The sequence below is a fragment of the Aliivibrio sifiae genome (genome assembly GCF_002954715.1).
Taxonomy (GTDB): Bacteria; Pseudomonadota; Gammaproteobacteria; order Enterobacterales; family Vibrionaceae; genus Aliivibrio; species Aliivibrio sifiae.
On the sequence record NZ_MSCP01000001.1, the window covers coordinates 901453 to 927033 of the forward strand.

Annotated in this window: 23 protein-coding genes; 11 read left to right on the top strand and 12 right to left on the bottom strand. The window is 37.8% G+C overall.

Features of this window, described 5'->3' with window-relative positions:
* Positions 1-72 precede the first annotated feature (72 nt).
* Both BTO23_RS03940 and BTO23_RS03945 read right to left on the bottom strand, forming a co-directional pair.
* Positions 73-1263 (bottom strand): class I SAM-dependent methyltransferase, encoded by a 1191-nt coding sequence (locus BTO23_RS03940; RefSeq protein ID WP_105062990.1) that lies wholly within the window; start codon positions 1261-1263, stop codon positions 73-75.
* Between the two features lie 182 nt (positions 1264-1445).
* On the bottom strand, positions 1446-2849 hold the full coding sequence (locus tag BTO23_RS03945; protein WP_105062991.1) for a methyl-accepting chemotaxis protein: 1404 nt from the start codon (positions 2847-2849) through the stop codon (positions 1446-1448).
* 85 nt (positions 2850-2934) lie between these two features.
* Here BTO23_RS03945 and yccX point away from each other — a divergent pair, with 85 nt between their 5' ends.
* Complete coding sequence (gene yccX, locus BTO23_RS03950) at positions 2935-3207, top strand: acylphosphatase (RefSeq protein ID WP_060991204.1); 273 nt, start codon at positions 2935-2937, stop codon at positions 3205-3207.
* Positions 3208-3231: 24 nt separating this feature from the next.
* On the opposite strand, the gene BTO23_RS03955 is transcribed toward yccX, so the two are convergent.
* Positions 3232-3558, bottom strand: a complete 327-nt coding sequence (locus tag BTO23_RS03955) for a TusE/DsrC/DsvC family sulfur relay protein (RefSeq protein WP_060991203.1) — start codon at positions 3556-3558, stop codon at positions 3232-3234.
* 258 nt (positions 3559-3816) lie between these two features.
* Between BTO23_RS03955 and hrpA the strand changes: the two genes are divergently transcribed.
* Positions 3817-7656: an ATP-dependent RNA helicase HrpA gene (gene hrpA / locus BTO23_RS03960; protein ID WP_245922096.1), complete on the top strand. Its 3840-nt coding sequence runs from the start codon at positions 3817-3819 to the stop codon at positions 7654-7656.
* Between the two features lie 108 nt (positions 7657-7764).
* A complete protein-coding gene (locus tag BTO23_RS03965) occupies positions 7765-8238 on the top strand; it encodes an outer membrane beta-barrel protein (RefSeq protein ID WP_060991201.1) in 474 nt (157 codons plus the stop codon).
* A 70-nt stretch (positions 8239-8308) separates the two neighbouring features.
* On the opposite strand, the gene BTO23_RS03970 is transcribed toward BTO23_RS03965, so the two are convergent.
* Positions 8309-9412 carry a phosphoribosylaminoimidazolesuccinocarboxamide synthase gene (locus BTO23_RS03970; protein WP_061002661.1) on the bottom strand — a complete coding sequence of 368 codons (1104 nt, stop codon included), beginning with the start codon at positions 9410-9412 and terminating at the stop codon, positions 8309-8311.
* A 174-nt stretch (positions 9413-9586) separates the two neighbouring features.
* On the opposite strand from BTO23_RS03970, the gene BTO23_RS03975 reads away from it, so the two are divergent.
* The 4 genes from BTO23_RS03975 to BTO23_RS03990 all read left to right on the top strand — a co-directional run bounded on the left by BTO23_RS03975 (position 9587) and on the right by BTO23_RS03990 (position 13024).
* Positions 9587-10333, top strand: coding sequence for a YggN family protein (locus tag BTO23_RS03975; protein WP_060991199.1), 747 nt, complete (start codon positions 9587-9589; stop codon positions 10331-10333).
* A 26-nt stretch (positions 10334-10359) separates the two neighbouring features.
* Positions 10360-10647: a glutaredoxin gene (locus BTO23_RS03980; RefSeq protein WP_061002659.1), complete on the top strand. Its 288-nt coding sequence runs from the start codon at positions 10360-10362 to the stop codon at positions 10645-10647.
* A gap of 68 nt (positions 10648-10715) precedes the next feature.
* A complete protein-coding gene (locus tag BTO23_RS03985) occupies positions 10716-12398 on the top strand; it encodes a flagellar assembly protein A (RefSeq protein ID WP_060991197.1) in 1683 nt (560 codons plus the stop codon).
* 245 nt (positions 12399-12643) lie between these two features.
* On the top strand, positions 12644-13024 hold the full coding sequence (locus BTO23_RS03990) for a hypothetical protein (RefSeq protein ID WP_060991196.1): 381 nt from the start codon (positions 12644-12646) through the stop codon (positions 13022-13024).
* Between the two features lie 33 nt (positions 13025-13057).
* Here BTO23_RS03990 and BTO23_RS03995 read toward each other — a convergent pair whose 3' ends face one another.
* On the bottom strand, positions 13058-13441 hold the full coding sequence (locus BTO23_RS03995) for a hypothetical protein (protein ID WP_060991195.1): 384 nt from the start codon (positions 13439-13441) through the stop codon (positions 13058-13060).
* A 227-nt stretch (positions 13442-13668) separates the two neighbouring features.
* Here BTO23_RS03995 and miaE point away from each other — a divergent pair, with 227 nt between their 5' ends.
* Positions 13669-14469 (top strand): tRNA isopentenyl-2-thiomethyl-A-37 hydroxylase MiaE, encoded by an 801-nt coding sequence (miaE, locus tag BTO23_RS04000; protein WP_105062993.1) that lies wholly within the window; start codon positions 13669-13671, stop codon positions 14467-14469.
* Positions 14470-14541: 72 nt separating this feature from the next.
* Here miaE and BTO23_RS04005 read toward each other — a convergent pair whose 3' ends face one another.
* Positions 14542-15306, bottom strand: coding sequence for a hypothetical protein (locus tag BTO23_RS04005; protein ID WP_060991193.1), 765 nt, complete (start codon positions 15304-15306; stop codon positions 14542-14544).
* Positions 15307-15593: 287 nt separating this feature from the next.
* On the opposite strand from BTO23_RS04005, the gene cysB reads away from it, so the two are divergent.
* Together cysB and BTO23_RS04015 are read left to right on the top strand one after the other, a co-directional pair.
* On the top strand, positions 15594-16568 hold the full coding sequence (gene cysB, locus BTO23_RS04010) for an HTH-type transcriptional regulator CysB (RefSeq protein ID WP_105062994.1): 975 nt from the start codon (positions 15594-15596) through the stop codon (positions 16566-16568).
* A gap of 33 nt (positions 16569-16601) precedes the next feature.
* Positions 16602-17801, top strand: a complete 1200-nt coding sequence (locus BTO23_RS04015) for a methyltransferase (protein WP_105062995.1) — start codon at positions 16602-16604, stop codon at positions 17799-17801.
* 68 nt (positions 17802-17869) lie between these two features.
* Here BTO23_RS04015 and BTO23_RS04020 read toward each other — a convergent pair whose 3' ends face one another.
* Positions 17870-19060 (bottom strand): amino acid aminotransferase, encoded by a 1191-nt coding sequence (locus BTO23_RS04020; protein ID WP_105062996.1) that lies wholly within the window; start codon positions 19058-19060, stop codon positions 17870-17872.
* A 201-nt stretch (positions 19061-19261) separates the two neighbouring features.
* Positions 19262-20437, bottom strand: coding sequence for a formate-dependent phosphoribosylglycinamide formyltransferase (gene purT / locus BTO23_RS04025; protein ID WP_105062997.1), 1176 nt, complete (start codon positions 20435-20437; stop codon positions 19262-19264).
* A gap of 217 nt (positions 20438-20654) precedes the next feature.
* On the opposite strand from purT, the gene BTO23_RS04030 reads away from it, so the two are divergent.
* A complete protein-coding gene (locus tag BTO23_RS04030; protein ID WP_061002650.1) occupies positions 20655-21818 on the top strand; it encodes an amidase family protein in 1164 nt (387 codons plus the stop codon).
* A gap of 72 nt (positions 21819-21890) precedes the next feature.
* Here the strand turns inward: BTO23_RS04030 and cdd are convergent, their stop codons facing one another.
* The 4 genes from cdd to sbcB form a co-directional block, all read right to left on the bottom strand.
* Positions 21891-22799, bottom strand: a complete 909-nt coding sequence (gene cdd / locus BTO23_RS04035) for a cytidine deaminase (protein WP_060991187.1) — start codon at positions 22797-22799, stop codon at positions 21891-21893.
* A 150-nt stretch (positions 22800-22949) separates the two neighbouring features.
* Positions 22950-23624, bottom strand: coding sequence for a CidB/LrgB family autolysis modulator (locus tag BTO23_RS04040; protein WP_060991186.1), 675 nt, complete (start codon positions 23622-23624; stop codon positions 22950-22952).
* The gene (locus BTO23_RS04045; protein WP_060991185.1) at positions 23624-23974 is read right to left on the bottom strand and encodes a CidA/LrgA family protein; all 351 of its coding nucleotides are present in this window, start codon (positions 23972-23974) and stop codon (positions 23624-23626) included. Before BTO23_RS04045 ends, BTO23_RS04040 begins: the two co-directional genes overlap by 1 nt.
* Positions 23971-25395 carry an exodeoxyribonuclease I gene (sbcB, locus tag BTO23_RS04050; RefSeq protein ID WP_060991184.1) on the bottom strand — a complete coding sequence of 475 codons (1425 nt, stop codon included), beginning with the start codon at positions 25393-25395 and terminating at the stop codon, positions 23971-23973. The genes BTO23_RS04045 and sbcB overlap by 4 nt, the downstream gene beginning before the upstream one ends.
* Between the last annotated feature and the right edge of the window lie 186 nt (positions 25396-25581).

A 25581-nucleotide genomic window follows, 5' to 3' on the forward strand; every position in this document is an offset into this window, starting at 1 on the left:
CAGAACTAAAAAGGCGAGAGGGTTACCCATCTCGCCTTTTTTAAAATAACAATGTTGAATTGCGTGAGATAATTATACTACGCGACAAGCAAAACCTTTTAGGTAGAAACCTTCAGGGTATGCAGAATCAAGTGGGTGATCCGCTGCTTGCTCAAAACGTTCAATAAATTGAACTGTGCGTTTTGCATCAAGTGCCGCATCGGCAACTATTTTTTGGAATAAACCAGCATCCATTAAGCCAGAGCAAGAATACGTTAATAACGTACCACCCGGATTAAGAATTTGCATTGCTAGCATATTGATGTCTTTATAACCACGACATGCACCAGTTAGCTGATTTTTTGATTCAGCAAATTTTGGTGGATCCATAATTACAACATCAAACTTAGTACCGTTATCACGGTATTCACGTAATAGCTTAAATACATCAGCGTTTAAGAATTCAGCTTTAGATAAGTCAAATCCATTAATCTCAGTATTGTTTTTTGCGTTATCCAATGCCAATTGAGAAACATCTGCATTGATAACGTGTTTAGCGCCACCTTTAAGAGAGTAGAGGCCAAAACCACCCGTGTAAGAGAAACAGTTAAGCACTGTTTTGTCTTTCACGTATTTGCATGAACGCTCACGGCTATCACGTTGGTCAAGATAGAAACCTGTCTTATGACCATTTACGATATCAACGCTAATTTTCACGCCGTTTTCTTCAATGATCACTGATTCAGGTGGTTCTTCACCATGTAGAACACCAGTGCGCTGTTTTAGGCCTTCTTTTTTACGAACAGAAACGTCAGAACGTTCGTAAATATTACATTCTGGATAGCACTCAATTAATGCTTCCACTAATAAATCTTTAGTTGCTTCAGCACCAGCACTCAATAATTGGCAAACAAAATAGTTTTGGTAACGATCAATTGTGACACCTGGTAAACCATCAGATTCAGCAGCAATTAAACGGTAACCCGTTAAGCCTTCGCGTTCAGCCAATACATCACGTAGGTCTTGCGCTTGGTTTAATCGGCGAACAAAGAAATCTTTATCGATGGCTTCATTTTTATCAAAAGTCCAAACACGAGCACGGATTTGAGATTGTGGGGAAAATGCACCACGTGCAAGCCACTCACCGCTGTTTGAGTAGATTTCAACTGTTTCACCTAGCTCTGGTTTACCTTCCATACGCTCAATACCGCGAGAGAAGATCCAAGGATGACGACGACGTAATGCTTTATCACGTCCTTTTACTAAATAGATTGAAACAGTCATATTGTGCTCTGATGAGTTAATTAGGGGGCTATTCTCTTTGATGTAACAAGGAAAAGCAAACTAAGAACGAGGGAAGGAAAGGAATAATCTAAATAAATAAAGATAGATAAAAAGAATGCAGTAATAAAGTGACTTATTACTGCATGATATTAGGTTATTGTAAGGTATGAACTAATGGTTATTTACGCTTTCAGCCCATTAAGAAGTAACTCCAAGTCTTGTCCTTTTAAGCGTAGTTGCTCAATGTTTGATTCAGAATCTTTGATCATTTTATGTACTTGATTTGATTGTGTTCGAACATCTTCAACGGTAGAAGCGATGCTCATTGCTACCTCACCTTGCTGACTTGCCGCGGTTGCGATCTCATTGTTACTTTGAGCTATTGTATCGTTACGATCAGCAATGCTTGAAATGTCATTATGAACTTGATGCATTAACTCTTGCCCCGTTTCTGCGTTGCTTACGGTATTCGCCGTTAATGTTAGTAATGATTTGCTGTTATTTTGTAGAGCTTCAATCATTGATTGAATTTCAACCGTCGCTTGTTGAGTTCTACTTGCCAGTGTTCTTACCTCATCAGCTACAACAGCAAATCCTCGGCCTTGTTCTCCCGCACGAGCAGCTTCAATTGCTGCATTTAACGCAAGTAAGTTTGTTTGCTGTGAAATACCATTGATAGTTGCTACAACTTCATCAATTTTAGCCGCATTTGAGTCTAATTCTTGTACCGCATGAGCAGCTTGATTAATTTCTGCAGACAGATGCTGAATAGCTTGTACTGCAGAATCAACTTGAGACTGACCAAGGCGAGCTGAGTCCATCGCATCAGTTGATTGAGAAGAGGCTTCGTGGGTGTAATTTGCCACTTCTTGAATTGATGTTGCCATTTCTTCTGTTGCACTAGAAAGTAGGTCAAGTTGAGCCAATTGTTTGTCTGAAGCATCTGAACTTTTATGACTGTTTTGACTTAGTTCTGAACTCATTTGTTGAATTAAGGCGACAGATTCTTGCATGGCTAAAACAAGTTGCTGTTCACGCTCAGCTAATTTATCGATAGTGATAGCAATAATGCTGAACTCATCTCTTACCGGAAAGAAGTTCATTCGTTGTGTTAAATCACCAGACTCAAGGGTTTCTAATGCCTTATTCATAGTAAACATAGCACCACCAATAAAAGTCATTATGTAATAGACACCAACAGCCATGAGTAATAAAACGGCTGCAATTAGAGATAACTGTAACGTCGATAATGTAGACCAAAGTGTCACATCAGAATTTGCGCTAATGTTATAATCCCCAGAGTTTACATATGCACTGTGTTGACCAGAGCCAACAGAAAACTCTGCAGATTGGGCTAGAAGGCTCATTGCATCTTGTCGTGAGATATTTTGTTGATCAAGCATTGTTGCGACGAATTGAACTTCATGTTCCAAGGTTTCTGCCATCATATTATCAGCAGCAGAATTCATAATAGCGGTTAGACTTAAAAGAGCGATGATAGGTAACAAGAAAAGGAGATAGAACTTCTCTTGAATTTTAAGGTGAATAAGATATTGGTCTATCCAGCGGAATGCACTTTCTTTCATTATAAATCCGTATACATGATAAAAAGAAACGATAATATCTTATGATTAAGAAAATTTTATTATACATCATATTTATAGGTGAAGTATGTCACAAAAATCAGTTCAGTTTACAGTAAAGGGAAAAGTACAGCAGGTTGGCTTTCGTTTTCATACGGCGCATACCGCTCTGAAGCTTGGGCTAACAGGCTATGCTCGAAATCAAAATGACGGGTCGGTTGAAGTTCTAGCTTGTGGTGAAGAGAGTAAAGTGAATGAATTAGAAGAATGGTTGCATACTGGGCCTCAATTAGCTCGTGTAGAGTCAGTCGAGAAAATAGACACCCAGTGGCAAGAATTATCTGATTTTAAAATGTATTAAAATCACGATACTTGTAATAAGAATTTAAAGGCATTTTGCTGGTTTTGGTAAGCCAGCTAACTTTGTTGCTTGTTTTGCAGGACCTAACTTGAATAGTTGAAATAGATATTTACTATTGCCTTTTTCTGGACCGTGCTCTTTTTCCATCGCCTTTACAAGCATACGAACCGCTGGTGAGGTTTTGAACTCTTCATAAAAAGAACGAACAAAGCGAACGACTTCCCAGTGTGCTTCAGTTAGCTCAATATTTTCTTCTTTTGCTAGCTGTGGGACTAACTCTTCACACCAATCAGTATGATTCATTAAATAGCCTTGGGCGTCGCGTTCAATGTGCTTACCGTTAAATTCCATATCACTTATCTTAAAAAATAGGATTAATGGACTAAGTTTAGCAAATAGAGTTTAGTTCGAGCAATCACGATGTTGAATTAACTCATTATTATTACGCATAAGTAAAAGAGATTTTTATTCCTCAACAGTCGATAAAGTAAAGAATGTGATAGAATTACCACAGTTAATGAATAATAAAAGATTCAGTAGGATATATATATTTTGAGTCAATCAAATCAAAATTCAGCTGCAACACTTAGAAAAGCATTAAGTGAATGCATGCTGCGTGACCGTTTTCGCCTAAGTAAACGCATTCAAGGCGCATCACGCATTAAAAAAGAAGAATCAAGGAATGCCGTGTTTGATGAAATTGCATTAGATATCGCACAATCTATGCAGGTTGCTAACAATCGTGAAACCGATCGTCCAACCATTAAATACCCAGAACAACTACCCGTTAGTCAAAAGAAAGACGAAATAGCAGAAGCAATTGAAAATAATCAAGTGGTTATCGTTGCTGGTGAAACGGGCTCAGGTAAGACAACCCAGCTACCAAAGATTTGTTTAGAATTAGGTCGTGGTAAATTTGGTAATATCGGTCATACACAACCACGTCGTCTTGCGGCACGTTCGGTTGCAGATCGTATTGCAGAAGAGATGGAAACACAGCTTGGTAGCCATGTTGGTTACAAAGTTCGATTTAACGATCAAGTGTCAGAACGTACTCAAGTTAAATTGATGACGGATGGTATCTTACTTGCTGAGATCCAAAACGACAGATACTTAAATCAATATGACACCATTATTATTGATGAAGCGCACGAGCGTAGTTTAAACATCGATTTTATTATGGGTTATTTGCGCGAATTGTTACCAAAGCGTCCCGATTTAAAAATCATCATTACTTCGGCAACCATTGATCCTGAGCGCTTTTCTAAACACTTTAATAATGCCCCAATCATTGAAGTATCAGGTCGAACCTTCCCTGTTGAAACACGTTATCGTCCAATTGTTGAAGATGGCGATGATACCGATCGAGATCAACTTGAAGCCATTTTTGATGCAGTTGATGAACTGTGTGAAGAAGGGTTAGGAGATATTCTCTTGTTTATGACGGGTGAGCGAGAAATCCGTGATACTGCAGAAGCACTAGAGAAACGCAATTTAAGAGATACGGAAATTGTGCCTTTATATGCACGTTTGTCTTCTCAAGAGCAAAACCGAGTATTCCAACCTCACGCAGGTCGTCGAATTGTATTGGCAACCAACGTGGCTGAAACCTCACTGACGGTTCCGGGTATTAAGTACGTTATTGACCCAGGTACTGCACGTATCAGTCGCTATAGCTACCGGACTAAAGTACAACGTCTCCCAATTGAAGCGATCTCACAAGCGAGTGCGAATCAGCGTAAAGGTCGTTGTGGTCGTGTGTCGGAAGGTGTGTGTATTCGTCTGTATTCAGAAGAAGATTTTGTTGCACGTCCTGAATTTACCGATCCGGAAATCTTACGAACTAACTTAGCGTCTGTTATTTTACAAATGACGGCATTAGGTTTAGGTGATATTCAAGCCTTCCCATTTGTAGAAGCACCAGATAATCGTAATATTCAAGATGGTGTAAAACTGCTTGAAGAGTTAGGTGCAATTAATGCAAACGCTAAAGACTCAAAGAAAAGCTTAACGAAAGTTGGCCGTGAGTTAGCTCGTTTACCCATTGATCCACGTTTAGCTCGTATGGTTCTAGAAGCACCAAACTACAATGCATTGCAAGAAGTGATGATCATTGCTGCGGCGTTGTCGATTCAAGACCCACGTGAACGCCCAAGTGACAAAAAACAACAATCGGATGAAAAGCATAAACGTTTTAATCATGAAGACTCCGACTTCTTAACGTTTGTAAATATCTGGCAATATGTGAAAGAGCAACAAAAAGCACTTTCTAGTAATCAGTTTAGAAAGCAATGCCGCAAAGATTATTTAAACTACTTACGTGTTCGTGAGTGGCAAGATGTTCACTATCAATTAAGCCAAGTAATGAAAGAGCTTAATTATAAAGTAAATCAAGAAGCGGCAGGGTATCAAGGTGTTCATACGGCGATTTTAGCTGGTATGCTTTCTCATATTGGTCAAAAAGATCAAGAGAAGAATGAATACCAAGGGGCTCGAAATGCCCGTTATCATATTTTTCCTGCGTCTGGTTTATTTAAAAAACAGCCAAAATGGATAATGGTGGCAGAGCTGGTTGAAACCTCTAAATTATGGGGTCGTATTGTTGCGAAAATTCAACCTGAATGGATTGAACCGTTAGCGGGACATTTGATTAAACGTAGCTACAGTGAACCGCATTGGTCTAAGAAATCTGCGGCGGTAATGGCGTACGAAAAAGTCACTATTTATGGGATTCCAATCGTACCCAAGCGTCAAATTAACTATGGTTCGATTGATGGGCCTGTATGTCGTGAAATCTTTATTCGTTCCGCTTTAGTTGAAGGGGATTGGAATACCAATCATAAATTCTTCAAAGAGAACCGCAAGTTATTGCAAGAAGTTGAAGAGTTAGAGCATAAATCACGCCGCCGTGACATCTTAGTTGATGATGATCAACTTGCTGAATTTTATGATCAGCGAGTGAATACTGACGTTGTGTCTGGTCGTCATTTCGATTCGTGGTGGAAGAAAGCGCAGAAAGAAACGCCTGATTTATTGAATTTCGAAAAAGAAATGCTATTCCGTAATGATGCAAGTCATGTAACGGATCTTGATTACCCTAATTTCTGGCATCAAGGTAGTCTAAAGCTGAAGTTAAGTTATCAATTCGAACCAGGTCAAGATAGTGACGGTGTAACAGTACATGTGCCATTACCAATCTTGAACCAAGTGACAATGGATGGATTTGATTGGCAGATCCCTGGTTTGCGTCATGAGTTAGTTGTCGCATTGATTAAATCTTTGCCAAAAACGATTCGTCGTAATTTTGTACCAGCGCCGAACTATGCTGATGCGTTTTTATCTCGTTCGACACCATTTGATGCACCGTTATTAGACAGTCTTGAAAAAGAACTACGACGTATGACTGGGGTTGAAGTATTACGTGAAGATTGGAAATTAGAGCAAATTCCTGATCATTTAAAGGTAACGTACCGAGTTATTGACCATCGTAATCGTAAGCTTAAAGAAAGTTGTGATTTATACGAATTAAAAGATGGCTTGAAAGACAAGGTTCAAGAGACGTTATCTCAAGTTGCTGACGATGATATTGAACAAAAAGGTCTTAAAACGTGGAGTTTTGGTGAACTTCCTGCACTTTACACTCAAAAACGTGGTGGCTTTGAAGTTAAGGCATACCCGGCGATTGTTGATGGTAAAGACAGTGTTGAAATCAAACTGTTTGAGACAGAAGAAGAGCAGCATAATGCGATGAAGGCGGGTCAACGTCGTTTGATCCTTCTTAATGTTCCGTCGCCAATTAAGTATTTACATAGTAATCTACCAAACAAGTCAAAATTAGGTTTGTACTTTAATCAATACGGTCGAGTGTTAGATTTAATTGATGATTGTATTGCTTGTGGTATTGATAAGTTAATTGAAGAGAAAGGTGGCCTAGTTTGGGAACCTGAAGCTTTCGAAAAAATGAAAGAGCACATTCGAGCAGAGCTTGGAGATACAGTTGTAGAGATAGCTAAATTAGTTGAAACGATTTTAACGACGGCTTTCCAAATACAGAAAAAATTGAAAGGTCGTGTAGATTTGAGCATGGCGTTTGCACTGTCTGATATTAAAGCTCAGATAGAGAATTTAATCTTCAAAGGATTTGCCACAGAGTGCGGTTGGAAGCGATTAACTGATATTCACCGCTACATGAAAGCGATCGAACGTAGAATGGAAAAACTGCCAATTGACCCAAATAGAGACCGTGTTCATTTACTTAAAGTAGAAAGCATCAACAATGAATACAAAGAGTTGTTGAACAAAATTCCAAAAGGGCAACCAATCCCAGATAAAGTAAAAGACATTCGTTGGATGATAGAAGAGCTAAGAGTGAGCTATTTTGCTCAACAATTAGGCACGCCATATCCGGTTTCTGATAAACGAGTTAAAAATGCCATTGCCGATTGTTAAGGTATCACCTAAACTAAAGATAATTTCGGCATATTAATTGCTTTATTATAAATAAGATTAAAAAGAGCGGCAAAGATTGCCGCTCCATTTTGAAAAATAGGATTGAAAATGAAAAAGACACTTTTAGCGTTAGCTCTAGCAAGCGTATCTGTAACAGCTTCAGCTGACTCATGGATTTATGGTGGCGTACAAGCAGGTTCTGCTGATTACAGAGGCGAAAGCTCAACGGTATACGGTGCACATATCGGTACTGGTATCCTTCCTTTCATCGGTTTAGAAATGGGTGCATGGAACCTAGGTTCTTATGATTTTGGTAGCGAGACAACAGATGTAACTTCTGTTAACTTTGCAGTTAAGCCAAGCATTGAGTTAGGCCCACTACACGTTTACGGAAAAGCAGGTATGCATAGTTGGGAAGCTGACGGTTACCGTAAAGACGATGGCGTTGATCCATTCTTTGGCCTAGGGGTTGAATATAACATCATCCCAATGTTCACTATTGGTGCTGGTTACAATAACTTTACTGTTGGTGATGAAAACATTGATTTTGCATCAGTAAACTTAACGGTTCATTTCCTATAATCTTGTGATTATTTGAATACAAAAATGGCGACCACATTGGTCGCCATTTTTTTAACTGAATAATGAAATATTAATCAACTAGTTGATATTCATCTTTTAATACTTTAATGATTTCTGCTTTTGGGTTATCACTTAGCGTAATTGGTGCGCCAGTGATTTTTGCTGCGATGTCTAAATAGGTCTTAGATAAATCCATCATTGCTTCTAGTGGCAGAGCATTCTCTTCGGCTAAAGAAAAACGTTCATCCATACGGTTTTTATTTAAAAGAATATCTGGATCTGGGAAATGATTAAGTAAGAATTGACGGAAGCCTTCTTTTGAATTCTCAATAATATGACCTGAACGATATGCTTCTTTATCCCAAATACGTGATGAGTCAGGAGTGCCGACTTCATCCATATAAATTAACTTTTCATTGCCTTGCGCATCATTCACATAACCAAATTCAAATTTAGTATCGACAAATATTTGATCGACTTTATTTAATGCTTTAGAAATAACCGCAAAGCCTTCTTTTAATAATTTCTCATATAATGCGATGTCTTCCTCGCAAGAGAAGTTAAATTTTGCGTAGTTATCTTCAATGTTTTTACGTGTGATATTAACATCATCAACTTCAGGAACGCCTTCAATGCCTTTTAAAACACCTTTGGTTGACGGCGTTAATAGTAACTCAGGTAACTGCTCATCTTTTTCTAAACGTTCAGGAATTTGAATACCACAGAATTCACGCTCACCATTGGTATAAGCACGCCACATTGAACCAGTAATATATTGGCGGCAAATTGCTTCTATCATCACAGGTTTGGCTTTTTGAACAATCCATACAAATGGATGAGGGATATCTAGAATATGACTATCTGCTAAATCGTTATCTTTAAATAGTTGAAACCAATGGTTAGAAATTGCATTTAATGCAGCTCCTTTCCCTGGAATACCTTTAAGCCCGCCTTCACCGTGCCAAATACAATCAAATGCTGAAATACGGTCACTAATAACCATGATCGCTAAAGGCGCATCAGAAGCAACATTGTAGCCTTTTTCTTTGATAAGACGGCGGCTGTCTTCCTCTGTTAACCAATAGACAGAACGAACCTTACCGCTGTGCACTGGTTTATCAGTACGGATAGGGAGATCGTCATTAACAGCAAGCACTTGATCGGAAAGACTCATTATAGAATTCCTATATAAACTATTTAAAAACTGGAAGCATCATACCAGAACTATTTATGACTACCACAACAAAAGCAAACGTTTGCTATTTTTTGTTTAAAAAACCGTGTTGAGCTAGGGAGTCGCTATCAGTTAAACTAATGTACATAAAACAAATAACTCAATAGGGCACTTATGCGATCTAAAAAAATCATCGCTTTAGCTATGTTAATGGTTTCAAGTAACAGTTGGGCAAACATGTGTCCGGTTAATGTTGAAAACGATGTATTACTGACTCCAACAGGTGAAGTGAAAGTAGATAAAGCTCAAGATAAATTGAGGATTGATCACGACGGTCGTGTGTATGTTAATGGTAAAGAGCTCGATTTAACTGCTTCGCAAAAAAAAGCGGTGGAAAAATACCAACAACAAATTTCTGGTTATATTCCAACGGTTGTTGATTTCACCGATAAAGGGATTGCTGCAGCGAATGATTTTGTTAGTGAGATTGAAACGTCTTTTGATGCACAAGGCTCATTTGATGCAGTAAAAATCAAGATCGATGAATATGGTGTGACCGCAAAACAAAAATTCTATCAAGGTAAAGACCTAATTTTAGAGCAAGATTTCTTTAAAGAAGTGAATACGACTTGGAAGCAAGATTTTGAAGTAATGATCAAAAGCCTTGATAAAGAGATATTTGCGAGCGTATTTAATTCATTGTCAACTAAGATGCAGGAAGGAGAACTTAATTTTTCTGAGCTGCAACAACAGTTTGCTGATGCACAAACTGCAATGAAATCAAAAATGGAAGAGCATCGAGCAGAAGTTAAAAAAGAAGCTCAAGAACTGTGTGATTCAGCAAAAGATATCGCAGAAGAAGAGCAAGACTTGCATCAGCTCGTTCCAGAATTACAACCGTATCCGGTATTTACCATTTAACTATATAAATAAAGAGATAGCTTACGATGTTCAACACAGCAGAAACAATTATTTTTTCAAAAACAGTATGTCCATTTTGTGTTAAAGCAAAAGCGATTTTGGACGATAAAAGCATAGCCTATAAAGTATTTACATTAGACGTAGATTTAAGCAAAGAAGAAATGGTTGCATTAATTCAAGAAAAAGAAGGTATTGCAGTGAATACAGTGCCTCAAATCTACCTTGATGGGAAATACATTGGCGGACATGACGATTTAGTGGCGTTTTTTGAACGTCAAGATACCGACATGGATCTAGGCGATTTTGAACTGTAGAATAGCAGTTAACTAATTAATACCAGCAGTTAAATTAATAGCTGCAATGAATACTAAGAGTGATGGATATGTGGAATTCTCTTCTAACGTTAATACAGGATGATAATGCTGTTGTATTGTTTTTTCCTGATAAGTTTCAGCCGGATGCTGAGCCAACTTTAAAAGGATTTAAAGATTCTTTAGAAGAGATGGGTGCAAATGATTTTTTCTTTGATGAAAAAATCATTGTTACGATCATTAACGATATAAAAAGTGGCATGGTAAGTAACCATCAAAATCGTAATGTTGCAGAGCGCCGTAATGCTGAAGTACTTATTGCTTTAGAAGAATTGGACATGAAAGCATCAATGACGGTTGTTGGGGCATATGGCGGACGTGACATTCAAAGTAGCGACATTATTTCTGCGCTTACGAGCATGGAAATCACTCGTGGTATTAGTCGAAATGCATTAAAAAAAATCATGGTATTAAGCCGAAATTTAGGTGCTGGTGAAAAAATTGCCCTGTTAGTCGCTAAAGGCAAAGAACCTATTGATGGAACAAATGCTAGCTTCATGCCCTTGGTTGAGGATTTCCGTGAGCAAGCCTTACAACCTCAAGAAAAAGAAGGCGAAGAAGATAAAGTTGATATGCGTGATCTAGGTGAAACTATCACTGTTGTTGAGGGGGACGCTCTAATCCGTCGCATACCAGCAACAAAAGGAACTGATGGCTACACGGTTAAAGGTGAAGCTATTGCAGCGACACCGGGTAAGAATATCAAACTTCGAGCAGGTAAAGGGGCAACTATTTCTCCAGATGATCCAGAATTAGTTATCGCAACCACTTCTGGAATGCCATGGATTAATAAAGATGGCGCAGATGTTGATAATGCCTTGTGTTTAAATGCCGTTGATATTTCAACGGGTCATGTAAAATTTAAAGGCAGTGTTATCGTTAGTGGTGATATCGCCGCAGACATGATCGTAAGAGCAACAGGTACGGTTACCGTTGGTGGCTTTATTGAATCAGCAGATGTTCAAGCTCATGGCGATGTTATTGCAATGAAAGGCATTATTGGGCATCAAGTTGAAGAGGGTGAAGAACACACGTGTTTTGTTAAAGCTGGTGGTAAAATCGTCGCTAAATTTGTGCAATCAGCAAATTTACAAGCCTCTGGAGATATTGAGCTAGGGTTACATTCAATCCAAAGTTTTGTAAAAAGTAAGAATGCAGTCACTGTTATGGATAAGTCAGGTCGAACTGGGTCTATTGTTGGTGGTGAGGTATATGCAGGCTCTACAATTACGACGGTTAATCTGGGTGCAACCGCAGGTACTCAAACTTTAGTAAAAGCGTTTACTCGTTTTGATAAATACAAAGAAAACATTGCAGACTTGAACGCTAAATATAAAGCGGCTCAAGAGAATACAATGAAGGTTGTACGTGCAGAGATGGATCTTGCTAAAGTTCCAAAAGCAGAGCGAACACCTGAGCAGATTGAACGTGTTCAAACAATGAAAGAAGAATCAAACAAAGAAATTACACTTTCAATGACGCGATTCCAGTCAGCAGAAGAGGAACTAAGAAAACAACTTAGTGAGAATGTCGTTAAAGTAACAGAAAGAATGTACCCAAAAGTTATTATTCAATATGCTGATGAACAAGTAACAACAAAGCGTGAGCATAGTCCATGCAAGGTCTATTTTAATGAATATGAAATTAAGATTGACCCAATAATTTCAAAAAATACCAATCTTATAAATGATTAATTTATAGCATTTAATTTGAATAGAAGCCGCTCTTAGTAGCGGTTTTTTGTTATTAAAATGTATTTGTGTAAATGGTGTGTTAGCGCAATGATAAGGTTCAGAGTTAAGAATTCTTAAGTGTGATCGGTAACGAATTTTAAACTTGCGGTACTTTTAATATTCGCGATACTAAATACTTGTAGTAAGACATTTGTGCTTTTCAATAGGATGTTGAAAGTAGATGTGGGAATTATATCGAGGCAAATATGAGTAATATAATTGAGTTTGATTACAGTGCATTTCTTGTCGACTCAAGTAAACAAAAATGGACTTTTTCTCAAGCATTAAAAAGTATCATTCCAACGTTTGGTACAGTTTGGAATGCGTCAGTTCATGATTCGACTCCAACTAAAGAAAGACTCCGTAAAGAGGCCTTGCAGGTACTCTCTTCTCACATTAATGACGAATCGAATATGATCCGCCTTATCCGCTTGGCACGCATTGAAGGCATCACTGATTTAGAAATTAAACTGCCCTATATATTAGATAAAGATCAAGTCGATTATATTTTAGAAAACACGTATACCGATATATCTCAATCAAACGATGATATAGATCTTCTGTATGTTCATTTAAAAGAAAGGTGAGCTATTTTCAATAGCGATATACCCTGAATTAAATTAGTGCAGTACTGTTATTTTTCGGTTTAATGTTACCCATTGTGAATCCGAAAAATAATAACAGTTAGAGTTACAAATAATAGCACTAGCAGTACCAAATTGTTTTGCCTTTTCTATCGTTTCTCTTTCTGTAAGATGGTTTGATGCCTTTAATCGAACCAATCTATTTAGTTCAATACCGTGTTTTAACAACGTTTCACAACTTGGCATTGATGTATTTGCAGTGATAAAAATCCATTTATCTTGCTTGGATAAACTCTTTAATATTTGTATGAAATGAGCTTCACATTGCGCATTAACTTGGCTTGCAGCACTTGTAATACGTTGTGAGATTAAGTGATTAAATGAGTGTGAGTACGTTGTTAGTGCCATTGCGCTGTTCATAGTAAAATACCTGTTCATCCATACAGTGTGTATTTGTACAGTACTTTTTATTTGGTTAATGATCAAGCTATTTTTTCTTTTATATATAGTTTGCAATACTATTAAATAATGGGCTTTATATATAAGCTATTGATATTGAAGGGTTGTAAGATTATGCAAAGGAAAGCCTGAACAGTAAGAGATAGCTTTGGTATAATTAAATTAGAATTTTTTGATGATAAAAAAGCATGTACGATAAATCATTATTAGAACCAATTTACTCTTTTCTACAGTGTGAAACGCCAGATGAATGGATTGATGAAGCCAAAAAAACACACAATTTAGCTGTGATCCTTAAAGACCATTTATTGTGTGAGTTAAAAGCCGCGCAAAGTGCGATGTACCTAATTCGTAAATATGCAGTAGATAAAGAAAGTGCGGCGACTTTATTAGAATGGTTTAAGCCCTATGAAGAGTTCGCTTATAAAAAAGTAGGATCTTTAGAAACATTAAAAGGCAAAAGTAATATTTCCAAAAAGATCACCGCTCGTAAAGATGCTAAATATAGTCAAGAGCTGATAGATAAAATGGTCTTATTGATAAAAGAAGAATTACACCATTTTTATCAAGTGCTCGAAATTATGGAAGAGAGAAATATTCCCTACGAAGGGATTAAAGCGAGTCGTTATGCAAAAGGTATGTTGAGTAATATAATTACTCACGAACCTTATACGTTGATTGATAAGTTGATTATTGGTGCCTTTATTGAAGCTCGTTCTTGTGAACGATTTGCAAAACTTGCTCCGTATCTAGAAGAAGATTTAGCCAAATTCTATATTTCTTTATTGCGCTCAGAGTCTAGACATTATCAAGATTATATTACATTAGCAGAGCAGGTTGCTGGTGGTGATGTGAGTGATCGAGTTGCACATTTTGCAAAAGTGGAAGTGAATTTAATTCAATCGGATGACGATGATTTTAAATTTCATAGTGGCAAACCATCTATGAAATACCTCCAGTCTAATTATACCAATGTCATTAACCAGTAATTACTATTAGACTCAGTAGAAATAAAAAAGGTCGCAGTAAGCGACCTTTTTATTTTTAATTGAATTAGATAATTACCATTTTTTCTTTGGCTGGAATAAAACATCAATGTCATCATCTTTGTTTTTATCTAATTTATCTTGAAGCTCTTGATCTTGCTTTTTCTTAGTTTTGTTATTTAGTTCATCAAGCATATCTTGTAGTTGGTTACGTGCTTTATTTGAGTAACCATCATTCTTACTAGATAGAGCATCGATGCCTTTTTTCAGTAATTGACGAGCAGTACCTGCTTGTCCGCGTTGTGTTGCTTCTTTAGCGCGTTTCACTACATTTTCAATATTAATACGAACTTGCATTGATTCAAGACGTGCGTTTTCTGCTACAAATACTTGGGTATTTACTCGGCCTTTTTTATGTTCTGCGCGTAATGTATCACGAAGGCGTTTTACTAACTTCAGCATTATGAGTGCTTGTTTATCATTACTTGGAACTTTAAAGTTGGTGCTATCGCCACCAGTATAGTTTGTTTTTAACTGTTGCAGCTGTTGGTCCATATTCTCAATACGAGCAGGGTAAGAACGATCATTTGGATCAAGTTCTGAAATTGCACGTAAAGCATCAAGAATTCGTTGGTTTAAACAAACTAATAGTTCTTTACTGTATGGAAGGTGATGAGCATTACCGATAAGTTCTTCGGTTGAATCAATAATAACCATATGTTTTGCAGATTCTTGCTTTTTAGCTGATTCGATCTTTGTTCTGTATTGAACAATGACGTTATAGCCGATAATCAAAGTAAGTAGAATCGCAAAAAGTCCAATAATTAGAGCAATATTCATAGTTTATAACATACATCCATTAGTAATGATTTCTAGTGTAACACCTTGTAAACTAAATGAATAGCAAGGGGCTGATTCCTACGAGTAAATTACTCGAAAGGGGGTAATGATACTAGGTCTTAATTAACGTTATCGACAAGTGTTCACATTTCTTTAATGTATTTGATTTTAATTTAAACAATTTATAGATATTAACGATAAGGCTTTGAAAATAGATAGGAATAGGTATATAACTGTATCGTATAAGTATAATAAATTTTGATGTAAAGGATTACAGGTAAATTAATATGAAATTACAACAACTAAGGTACATTGTCGAAGTGGTTAACCATAGCCTAAATGTATCTTCAACTGCAGAGTCACTATACACCTCACAACCAGGTATCAGTAAGCAAGTCCGTTTGCTAGAAGATGAACTGGGTGTGCAAATCTTTGAGCGTAGTGGTAAACATTTAACAAGGGTAACGCCGTCAGGCGAAGAAATTATTAAAATTTCTCGTGAAATCTTGTCTCGTGTTGAAAGTATCAAATCTGTCGCGGGTGAACATACTCATCCAGAAAGAGGCATATTGAATATTACAACCACACATACACAAGCACGTTATGCTTTGCCTGATGTGATCAAAGGCTTCACAACTCGTTATCCTGATGTTTCTTTGCATATGCACCAAGGCACACCAGCACAAATGTCAGATGCCATTGCAAAAGGGACAGCTGATTTTGCTATTGCAACAGAGGCGCTTCATTTGTACCAAGATGCGATCATGCTTCCTTGTTACCATTGGAATCGTTCTATTGTCGTAACCAAAGATCATCCATTAGCGAAAAAAACTAAGATTACTATTGAAGACCTAGCGGCTTATGAACTAGTGACTTATGTTTTTGGTTTTACTGGTCGTTCTGCATTAGACAGCGCTTTCAATAAGGCTGGATTAAAACCTAAGATTGTCTTTACGGCAACCGATGCTGATGTTATTAAAACTTATGTTCGTTTAGGGATTGGTGTAGGTGTTATCGCAAGTATGGCAATGGATCCTGAAAGAGATTCAGATCTTGTCGCATTAGATGCAAGTCATATATTCGACGCAAGTACAACGACGATTGGTTTTAAACGTGGATCATTCCTAAAGAGTTATATGTTTGACTTTATGGAACGCTTCGCCCCTCATTTAACACGGCCAATTGTTGAACAAGCAACGATGCTTAAAAATAATCACGAAATTGAAGAGATGTTTAAAGACATTAATCTTCCTGTCCGTTAAGATCGTCCTGATACTATTTTCAGGACCATTTTCATGCATTCTCAGCAATTCTTAAACATAGACCGTTTGTTAGCTCAGACGGTCTTTTTTTGGCAATTTTCTGCGTTTCACAGTTCAGATTATCCATGGCGTGAAATCCATACTGAGTTAAGTCATTGGCTTGATGGATTATCACTTCAAGAAGTTCAGCGTTTAAAATTAAACCCTGAAGAACTCGCCATTAAACTTTCTGCCTATATTCCACAATTACTAGAACTCTATTCTTTAACTCAATTACCAGAGTTGACAGCATCTGTACCTGGGTTCCCTAAAGGATTAGACTCCGGTATTAACGGACGGAAATGGCAACAAATTACTAAATTAAGTGCATTAGGGGCTGAGTTTTATAAACCAGAAAATGGATGGTTAGAGTGGTGTGGCGGTAAAGGATATTTAGGTCGAGTATTAGCGGCAACGACCGGAAAACCGGTTACTACATTGGAGTGGCAACAGTCCTTATGTGATAGTGGTCAAACCTATGCGAATAACCATCAATTAAGCATGATGTTTATACAAGGCGATGCACTTTCTTCGCAAAGCGATGAGCTGATACAAGAGAAGCAGCACGCAATAGCTTTGCATGCTTGTGGTGATCTACATATAAATTTATTGACGAAAGGTATTTCAAATAATATTGATGCGATTACTATTTCTCCTTGTTGTTTTCATCTAACGCAGTCAAAAAATTATTTGGGTCTATCTTTATTATCACAAAAATCAGCCTTAGAATTATCGAAAGATGATCTGCGTTTGCCTTTACAAGAAACAGTAGTCGCAGGGTTACGAACTCAACATCACCGTGAGTTAGAGATGTGTTTTCGTTTGGGCTTTAAGGCGTTACAACAATCATTGAGTGAGAATGAGGCGTACCTTTCTATTCCAAGTATTAAAAAATCATTATTAAGTGATGGATTTGAAGCTTTTTGTCATTGGGCTGCAGAGAAAAAAGAACTCATGCTACCTGAGAGTGTGGATTATGAGTATTGGTTCAATAAAGGGGAGTTGGCTTTTATTTCTATGGAAAAATGCGATTTAATTCAGCATTTATTTAAAAGGCCATTAGAAGTGTGGCTATGTTTAGATCGTGCTTTATTGATGGAAGAAGCGAATTATGACGTTCGTATTGGTGAGTTTTGTTTAAAGGAAGATACGCCTCGAAACATTGTCATCCAAGCAAAAAAACAGCAGCAATAAATGTATTATTGAAATAATAAAGGCGCTTAATTTAAGCGCCTTTATTGATTTATATCGTTAGCAGAGAATTAAAGAACCGCTGAAATTCCTTTACATAAAGGAAGCATGTTATCTTTTGTCATGCCTGCGACACTGATACGGCCTGATCCGACAATGTAGATAGCAAATTCATCTTTAAGACGGTTTACTTGTTCTTTAGAAAGACCAGAGAAAGAGAACATACCGTTTTGACCTTCAATGAAACTAAAATCAGCAGCAACACCTTGTTCTTTTAATGTAGTAACGAATAGAGTTCGCATTTCTTGGATACGGTCACGCATCTCTGCAACTTCTTGTTCCCATTCCGCACGTAACGTATCATCATTTAAGATATATGTAACGACAGCAGCACCGTGCGCTGGTGGGTTAGAGTAGATAGAACGAATGATCGCTTTAACTTGAGAGAAAGCATCAGAAGCAACGATTGGGTCTTTTGCTACTAGAGTGAAAGCACCAACACGTTCATTGTATAAACCGAAGTTTTTGGAGAATGAACTTGCTACTAGTAATTCTGGGCAGTATTTTGCAAAAGTACGAAGACCAGAAGCATCTTCTTCTACGCCTTTAGCAAACCCTTGGTATGCAAAGTCAAATAGAGGCAGTAAGCCTTTATTCGAACACAGTTTAGCTAGCTCTTCCCACTCTTCAGCTGTTGGGTCGATACCTGTTGGGTTATGGCAGCAACCGTGAAGCAGAACAACATCGCCTTCAGTTGCTTGCTGTAAGTCTGTTAGCATTGCAGTGAAGTCTTTCGATTTAGTTTCAGCGTTATAATAGCTGTATTGTGCCGTCTCAATGCCCGCAGCAGTAAATACACCAATGTGGTTTGCCCACGTTGGGTTACTAATCCAGATTTTTACATCACCAAGTTGACGCTTAATGAATTCACCTGCAACACGTAATGCACCAGTACCACCAGGAGCTTGAGCTGTTTGAGCACGTTTTTCTGTAATTACTTCAGCATCGTTACCAAATAACAGTTTTTGAACGGCTAGGCCGTATTCTGCTGTACCTTGGATGGTTAAGTATGACTTTGTTTTTTCAGTATCAAGCAATACTGCTTCTGCTTTTTTTACCGTTTTTAATACAGGTGTTTGACCCGCTTCGTTCTTATAAATACCAACACCAAGGTTGATTTTTTCAGCACGAGGGTCATTTTTAAATTCATCAGTAAGACCTAAAATTGGGTCAGCTGGTGCAGCAGAGATTTTTTCAAACATAGTCATCATCCATGGTGAGATTAAAATAAAGAAGTTTACGAGCAATTTAGTTATTTATACCCGTTAACCTTGTAAGTTTGCAACGGTTAGATAACGAAAAAGCTAAAAATTATTGATTAAAGAATGAAATCAGATGAAAAGTGGTAAAAAAGACATCAGAACGGTATTCATATACCATTCTGATGAATCGATTGTAGGCTATTAGTATGTAATATTGATTTTGTTTGATGCAGAGATTGCATCTTCAATTGCCGTTTCCAAATTATCACGACGAGTAATCGCAACCCCTAAGCGGCGGCGTCCATCGATCTCTGGTTTTCCAAATAATTTCACTTGAGTTTGTGGTTGGCTTAGTGCGTTTGTTAAGCCATCAAAACGGATATTTGTTGATGCCCCTTGACCTAAAATAACAGAAGAAGCAGAAGGACCATATTGCATTATGCTATTAATCGGCATTCCCGTAAAAGCGCGTACATGCAAAGCAAACTCGGACATTTCTTGTGAAATTAGAGTAACTAAACCAGTATCATGTGGGCGAGGAGATACTTCATTAAAGTAAATATCATTTCCTTTAATGAACAGCTCTACACCAAATAGGCCGTATCCTCCGAGCGCATTCACCACTTTTTCAGCGGCTTGTTGAGCTTGTTTTAATGCGGCTTCGGTCATTATTTGTGGTTGCCAAGATTCACGATAATCGCCATCTTCTTGTCTGTGACCAATTGGAGCACAGAAATGAACCCCATCAACCGCACGAACCGTTAATAACGAAATCTCATAATCAAAATCAACAAATCCTTCAACAATGACGCGTCCTGCACCAGTACGGCCACCGTCTTGAGCGTAATCCCATGATGTTCTGATATCAGTCTCGGTTTTTATCACACTTTGTCCTTTTCCAGATGAGCTCATCACTGGTTTGATGACACAAGGCATACCAACAAACTTAACGGCTTCAACCAACTCATCATAAGTATCTACAAAACGGTAAGGAGACGTCGGAAGTTTTAATTCTTCAGCGGCTAAACGACGAATGCCTTCGCGGTTCATGGTTAGTTTTGTTGCATTAGCCGTTGGGACGACATTGAGGCCTTGTTTCTCTAACTCAACTAACTTATCGGTCGCAATGGCTTCAATTTCAGGCACCACATAATCTGGTTGCTCTTTTTTGATGATTTCTTCTAGTGCATCAGCGTCTAACATATCAATGGCATAACTACGATGAGCCACTTGCATTGCAGGGGCATTTAAGTAACGGTCAACTGCAATGACTTCTAAGCCAAGACGTTGACATTCAATCGCCACTTCTTTACCCAGTTCGCCAGAACCAAGTAATAATACTTTTGTTGCAGAAGAAGATAGAGCAGTGCCAAACATAATAAATTCTCATGTAGTAGTGAAATATGGCCGTATCATACTAAAAATTAGTAGATACGCAAACGTTTGCTTTTGGTTTTATTCTTTTAAGTTGTTTATAAAGCTGGAATATAGATCACACTACTGACTGAATTATAGGTAGGGTGAATGTGTTGAATTGTATTCAATGTCACGACTGGTATGCTATTTTTTTTGAATTAAGTAGTAGTACTAAATTATGGATGATCAAACCACCTGCGTTCCTCATTCAGGAGAGACACAGCAATGGGCGTTTTATGGTCTTTTAGAAAATAAGAAGTTTGTTGTAAGTGATTGTATTGATATAAAAGATACTCCAAATGGATTAGGTAACCCTACGTGGTTATCACAACAAAAAGCAGCGAAAGCGAATGCACCAGTTGTCGATCTAATATTAAAGAAAGGGGCGATATTTGTCGGAAAAACTCAGATGGATGAGTTTGGTTTTGGCCTGCACGGTAATAATGCTCATTACGAAGCTATTTTAAATCCAAACAGTGAAGGACGATTTATAGGTGGTTCTTCTTGTGGTGCTGTGGCGGCTGTTGCAAATGGGTTTGCTGATATTGGTTTGGGTACTGATTTAAATGGCGGCGTTCGGATCCCTGCGTTATATGCTGGTTTGTATGGGTTTAAATCCTCGACTTGTGGCGTTAATATGAATGGTATTTATAGCATTGCAAAAGAAGATACGTCGCTTGGGTGGGTTGCAAACAATTTATCAGACATAAGAAAGGTTGCAGCAACATTAACACCAATGTCACCGCTAGTGATGATTGAGCGTATCGTTGTATTGGATAGCTTATTTCTTGATGTTCCAGACGAAGCAAAAGAAAAATTAGAAAAATTGATCGCTTCATCTCCTTACAAAGTGGTTCGCAGTAAAGCGATCAGTAAGATCATTACCACAAAGGCTGCTGAAAGCTTTAAAGTAATTTCTGCTACCAGAGGATTACGCAATATCGAACCTTGGATTGAAAAGAATAATTCTGTGGTTAATGATGAAATTAAGATGCAAATGAAGTGGCTTGCTTCATTAAAATATAAAGATGAGCGTATCGCCTTAGAGCAAAGAGAATTGGTCCAATCGGTTTTAGAATCGATTTTAGATGAAAAGACCTTAATATTAATGCCAACAACTGCGAATACTGCACCGCCAAGAACAGCATCAGGTGAGCAGTTATATAAGCTTAATACTCAAATATTGAAATATACGTCATTGGCGAGTTTAGCTGATTTGCCACAATTACATCTTCCGTGGTTCTCAGTAAATAATTCACCGTGGGGAATTTCATTAATTGGCCAAAAAGGAATGGATAGACAGCTTATTGATGCCGCTATTCGTTGGAAGAGTAATCAATAGAGCTATTGAACTCGATAGGTAAACCTTAAATTAAAAAATAGAGGAGGGATTACCTCCTCTATTTATTCTTCATTACAAAGAAACGTACTCTAATACCATATTAGGGCTTAGATCTTTTAGCGTACATGTTGTAATTGCTAAATGACTAATTGCCCCTTTATGATCTTCAATCAACGCCGCTTTTTTGATTTCAGATAATGCTTCACGAGACATATTTGCGTGCACTAGAGCCACTTGTAGCGGGGGTAAACTAGGGTTGAATGCCGCATTTTCTGCATACATACCAGAGTAAATATTACCGTTGTTCATTTCTAATGCCACACCACTAAAGTTCTTAGAATAAGGTGCGTGACTGCGGTTTGCTGCTTCAAATGCTGTAATTAGCAAAGGAGAGTTAGATTCAAAAGTCAGCTTATGAGACACCTTAGCAAGCAATCCTCCTTCAATGCCTAGATCTTTAGGGCCGAAAGATTCTGGCAAATACTCTTGTAGTGATTTTTCATCACGTTCGGGAAGTTGAACCATTAAGCTATCTGCGGTCGTTAATTCATTCATAAATTGACGACAGTGGCCACAAGGGCTGAAATTAATCGTGATGTCTAAAATGCCAGTTTCACCATGGATCCAAGCGTGACTAATTGCAGATTGTTCGGCATGAATCGTTTGACCTAGCTGAACGTTACTGAATTCCATATTCGCGCCAAAGTATAAATCACCAGAAACGCCACGAGCGATTGCACCTACATAGAAATTTGAAATAGGGGCTACAGAAAATGCCGCGGCTAAAGGAAGAAGCGCTAATCTTAATTCTTTATCACTTAATTCACTTTGAGAAAGTAAAGATAGAAATTGTTCTTTGGCAATAACACCAGTGAATTGCTCGTTAATTAAAGGGGCAATCGCAGATTGCAGTGCAGAAGGAAGTGTTTTCATACTTTCTTCTAAGCGTTGTTGCAGAGAGTCTTTATGTAGGGTGGTCATCTATATGATCCTTTTTAAATATTATGGGATCATTTTAGAGGGAATTCGAAACGAAACATAGATCAAACTCACACTCAATGATGCAATTTTACATTAATTACATCATTGAGAGAGAGGTCACAGCGTATTTGGTGTTCTTTTACCCAGCGCTCACTTCATCAATAGCATTAACGAATAAATAATTGGGGCCACTAACGAGGTAATAATGCCGCAAATAACGAGGGCTAATGAGCTAAAAGCGGCATCTTGAGGGTTCACTTCAGCAGCTTGTGCTGTACCTAACGCATGAGAGACATTACCCATAGTTAAGCCACGAGCTAATGAACTTTTTATTCCTAGCATATTGTAAATAGGGTATGCACAAATCGCTCCCATTAATCCTGCCAGTAATACCAAAATAGCTGCAATTGCGGCTTCACCTTCAAGTTGTGATGAAATTGCCATTGCAATAGGCGTTGTCACAGACTTTGGTAGAATACTCGCAACGAGTTGCATATCTGCTCCCATCCACACCGCTAAGAATGCGCCAGACAGCATAGAGAATAGAGAACCAACACTACAAGCCAATAAGATAATCTTCCAGTTAGCGCGTATATGAGGTAATTGTTCATACAATGGATAAGCTAATGCAACGACAGCTGGCTGCAGTAAATAACTTAAAAATGCATTATCTGCGTAGTAAGTTTCATAAGGTACTTTTAATACCATCAAAATTGGGATGACAATAAAGACACTTAATAACAATGGATTATTGATTGGGTGAGGGAAGCGTTTTGCAAACCAACGCGCCGAGTAAAAAACAACAACCGTTAAAATAACCCACATTATTTATTACCTCTATCAAGACGATCGATAAATAATGATAGGCAAACTAATACTAATAGTGAGCCACCCGCAGTGCTGACAATAATAGGAATTGCATTAGTAAGTAATAAATCAAAATGCGTCATTAAACCTACTGAAATTGGGATAAATAAGATCAGCATATTACGCATGAAAAATTGACAGCCAGTTGCAGTCCAATCTGGTTTACATACGCCAATGACCATTGCAGCAAATAGAATTAGCATTCCAAGAATACTACCGGGAACAGAAATGTTCAGCCACGATTGAAGGCTGTTACCAGCAAACAATGAAGCAAAAATCCAAGCGAAAGAATATATATATTTAATCATGATATTAACTGTTGTACGTAATTATAAACGGCGCGAAGAATCGCAGTTTTTTTCTCATTGCCTTCAGATTCAAGGTAGAGATTTTCAAAACTTGATTCATATTCAGGTAAATGAGTTTGGAAGTAATCTTGTAAATGTGATTGCCACTTCAGTTGTTCTGATTCATTAAGCGTGTGAGGAAAATTACGCGCACGATAACGGAACAATAATGGTTTAATTCGTGGGTCGCTGACATTTGGTTCAAAGTCGATTAATTGCTCTGGGGTTGACTGACGGATCATATCAATCGCCGTTTTATCAGCATGAGAGAAGAAGCCATCATATAGAAGGGTATCTACATTGGTTGATTTCTCATAACTAGGTTCAATGCTGTACAGCGCAATCAGTTTTTGTCTGATCTCAGGGTTATCACGGATCACTTTAAGATTTTTTAAACAGGCGGCTCTGTCTACATTTAGGTTTTCAGCATTTTCTGCGGTTAATGTTTTTGCAGGAGCAAGGATAGGACACTTATTTAAATGCACTAATTTTACCGGAACAGGTAATTCGTCAGGAGCCAGATCTGCACGCTTGGTATACATACGTTGATGTAATTGCTCTGCATCTAATTCTAGAAATACACTAGGGTCTAATGCTAAATCAATCGTAATAACGGCATTGTTATTGGTTGGGTGCCAAGCAACAGGCACAATCCAACTGATGTTACCTCTGTCTACGCCAAACATACCAGAAACATGCATTAGTGGGGTCATTTCAACGATGTCGATTAACGTTGCCGCTTTCTTTTTATGGCGCATAGAAAGCAGATAGTTAAACATTTTAGGTTGTGCTTTTTTAACCACTTTAGCTAACTCAATCGTAGCAATAACATCAGCCATTGCATCGTGGGCATTTTCATGTTCAATGCCATTTGCTTGAGAGAGTTTTTCTAATCTAAAGCTTGGTTTGCCTTCTTCGTCTTTTGGCCATTGAATGCCTTCTGGACGAAGTGCGTAAACTGCACGCATCACATCCAATAAATCCCAACGAGAGTTGCCGTTTTGCCAGCTCCAACCATACGGTTCAAAGAAGTTACGATATAAGGTGTAGCGAGAGACTTCATCATCAAAACGAATGTTGTTATAACCTAGCGAGCAGGTATTTGGTTTTGATAATTCATTATGAATTTGAGTAATGAACTCTGGTTCAGACAAACCTTTATTTACTGCAGTTTGTGGTGTGATACCTGTAATTAAACAGGCTTCAGGAGAAGGCAAATAATCAATAGGTGGACGACAATAAATGACTAATGGCTCGCCAATAATATTGAAATCTTCATCGGTACGGACACCCGCAAATTGGCATGGGCGATCGAGTGAAGGGCTAGTTCCCCATGTTTCGTAATCAAAGAAGAAGAAACTTGGTGCATTATCCTGCGGCATAAGTGTGTCCAATTAATAGCAATGTATTAATTATCAGAGATCTATCACATAATCGCAAGGCATTAGAAAGAGTAAGCTGAAGAAAAATTAATCCTGTAATTATCTCACTATAGTAGAAAGCGGATCTTATGTTGAGTTATGGCGTATTGTGTCTAATTCATTCAACATATTGGAATTATTAGTATA

What these genes read in the sequence shown, in the direction of transcription:
- BTO23_RS03940 (WP_105062990.1), bottom strand. Translation starts at nt 1,263, where the DNA reads ATGACTGTTTCAATCTATTTAGTAAAAGGACGTGATAAAGCATTACGT.
- BTO23_RS03945 (WP_105062991.1), bottom strand. Translation starts at nt 2,849, where the DNA reads ATGAAAGAAAGTGCATTCCGCTGGATAGACCAATATCTTATTCACCTT.
- yccX (WP_060991204.1), top strand. Translation starts at nt 2,935, where the DNA reads ATGTCACAAAAATCAGTTCAGTTTACAGTAAAGGGAAAAGTACAGCAG.
- BTO23_RS03955 (WP_060991203.1), bottom strand. Translation starts at nt 3,558, where the DNA reads ATGGAATTTAACGGTAAGCACATTGAACGCGACGCCCAAGGCTATTTA.
- hrpA (WP_245922096.1), top strand. Translation starts at nt 3,817, where the DNA reads ATGCTGCGTGACCGTTTTCGCCTAAGTAAACGCATTCAAGGCGCATCA.
- BTO23_RS03965 (WP_060991201.1), top strand. Translation starts at nt 7,765, where the DNA reads ATGAAAAAGACACTTTTAGCGTTAGCTCTAGCAAGCGTATCTGTAACA.
- BTO23_RS03970 (WP_061002661.1), bottom strand. Translation starts at nt 9,412, where the DNA reads ATGAGTCTTTCCGATCAAGTGCTTGCTGTTAATGACGATCTCCCTATC.
- BTO23_RS03975 (WP_060991199.1), top strand. Translation starts at nt 9,587, where the DNA reads ATGCGATCTAAAAAAATCATCGCTTTAGCTATGTTAATGGTTTCAAGT.
- BTO23_RS03980 (WP_061002659.1), top strand. Translation starts at nt 10,360, where the DNA reads ATGTTCAACACAGCAGAAACAATTATTTTTTCAAAAACAGTATGTCCA.
- BTO23_RS03985 (WP_060991197.1), top strand. Translation starts at nt 10,716, where the DNA reads ATGTGGAATTCTCTTCTAACGTTAATACAGGATGATAATGCTGTTGTA.
- BTO23_RS03990 (WP_060991196.1), top strand. Translation starts at nt 12,644, where the DNA reads ATGAGTAATATAATTGAGTTTGATTACAGTGCATTTCTTGTCGACTCA.
- BTO23_RS03995 (WP_060991195.1), bottom strand. Translation starts at nt 13,441, where the DNA reads ATGAACAGCGCAATGGCACTAACAACGTACTCACACTCATTTAATCAC.
- miaE (WP_105062993.1), top strand. Translation starts at nt 13,669, where the DNA reads ATGTACGATAAATCATTATTAGAACCAATTTACTCTTTTCTACAGTGT.
- BTO23_RS04005 (WP_060991193.1), bottom strand. Translation starts at nt 15,306, where the DNA reads ATGAATATTGCTCTAATTATTGGACTTTTTGCGATTCTACTTACTTTG.
- cysB (WP_105062994.1), top strand. Translation starts at nt 15,594, where the DNA reads ATGAAATTACAACAACTAAGGTACATTGTCGAAGTGGTTAACCATAGC.
- BTO23_RS04015 (WP_105062995.1), top strand. Translation starts at nt 16,602, where the DNA reads ATGCATTCTCAGCAATTCTTAAACATAGACCGTTTGTTAGCTCAGACG.
- BTO23_RS04020 (WP_105062996.1), bottom strand. Translation starts at nt 19,060, where the DNA reads ATGTTTGAAAAAATCTCTGCTGCACCAGCTGACCCAATTTTAGGTCTT.
- purT (WP_105062997.1), bottom strand. Translation starts at nt 20,437, where the DNA reads ATGTTTGGCACTGCTCTATCTTCTTCTGCAACAAAAGTATTATTACTT.
- BTO23_RS04030 (WP_061002650.1), top strand. Translation starts at nt 20,655, where the DNA reads ATGGATGATCAAACCACCTGCGTTCCTCATTCAGGAGAGACACAGCAA.
- cdd (WP_060991187.1), bottom strand. Translation starts at nt 22,799, where the DNA reads ATGACCACCCTACATAAAGACTCTCTGCAACAACGCTTAGAAGAAAGT.
- BTO23_RS04040 (WP_060991186.1), bottom strand. Translation starts at nt 23,624, where the DNA reads ATGTGGGTTATTTTAACGGTTGTTGTTTTTTACTCGGCGCGTTGGTTT.
- BTO23_RS04045 (WP_060991185.1), bottom strand. Translation starts at nt 23,974, where the DNA reads ATGATTAAATATATATATTCTTTCGCTTGGATTTTTGCTTCATTGTTT.
- sbcB (WP_060991184.1), bottom strand. Translation starts at nt 25,395, where the DNA reads ATGCCGCAGGATAATGCACCAAGTTTCTTCTTCTTTGATTACGAAACA.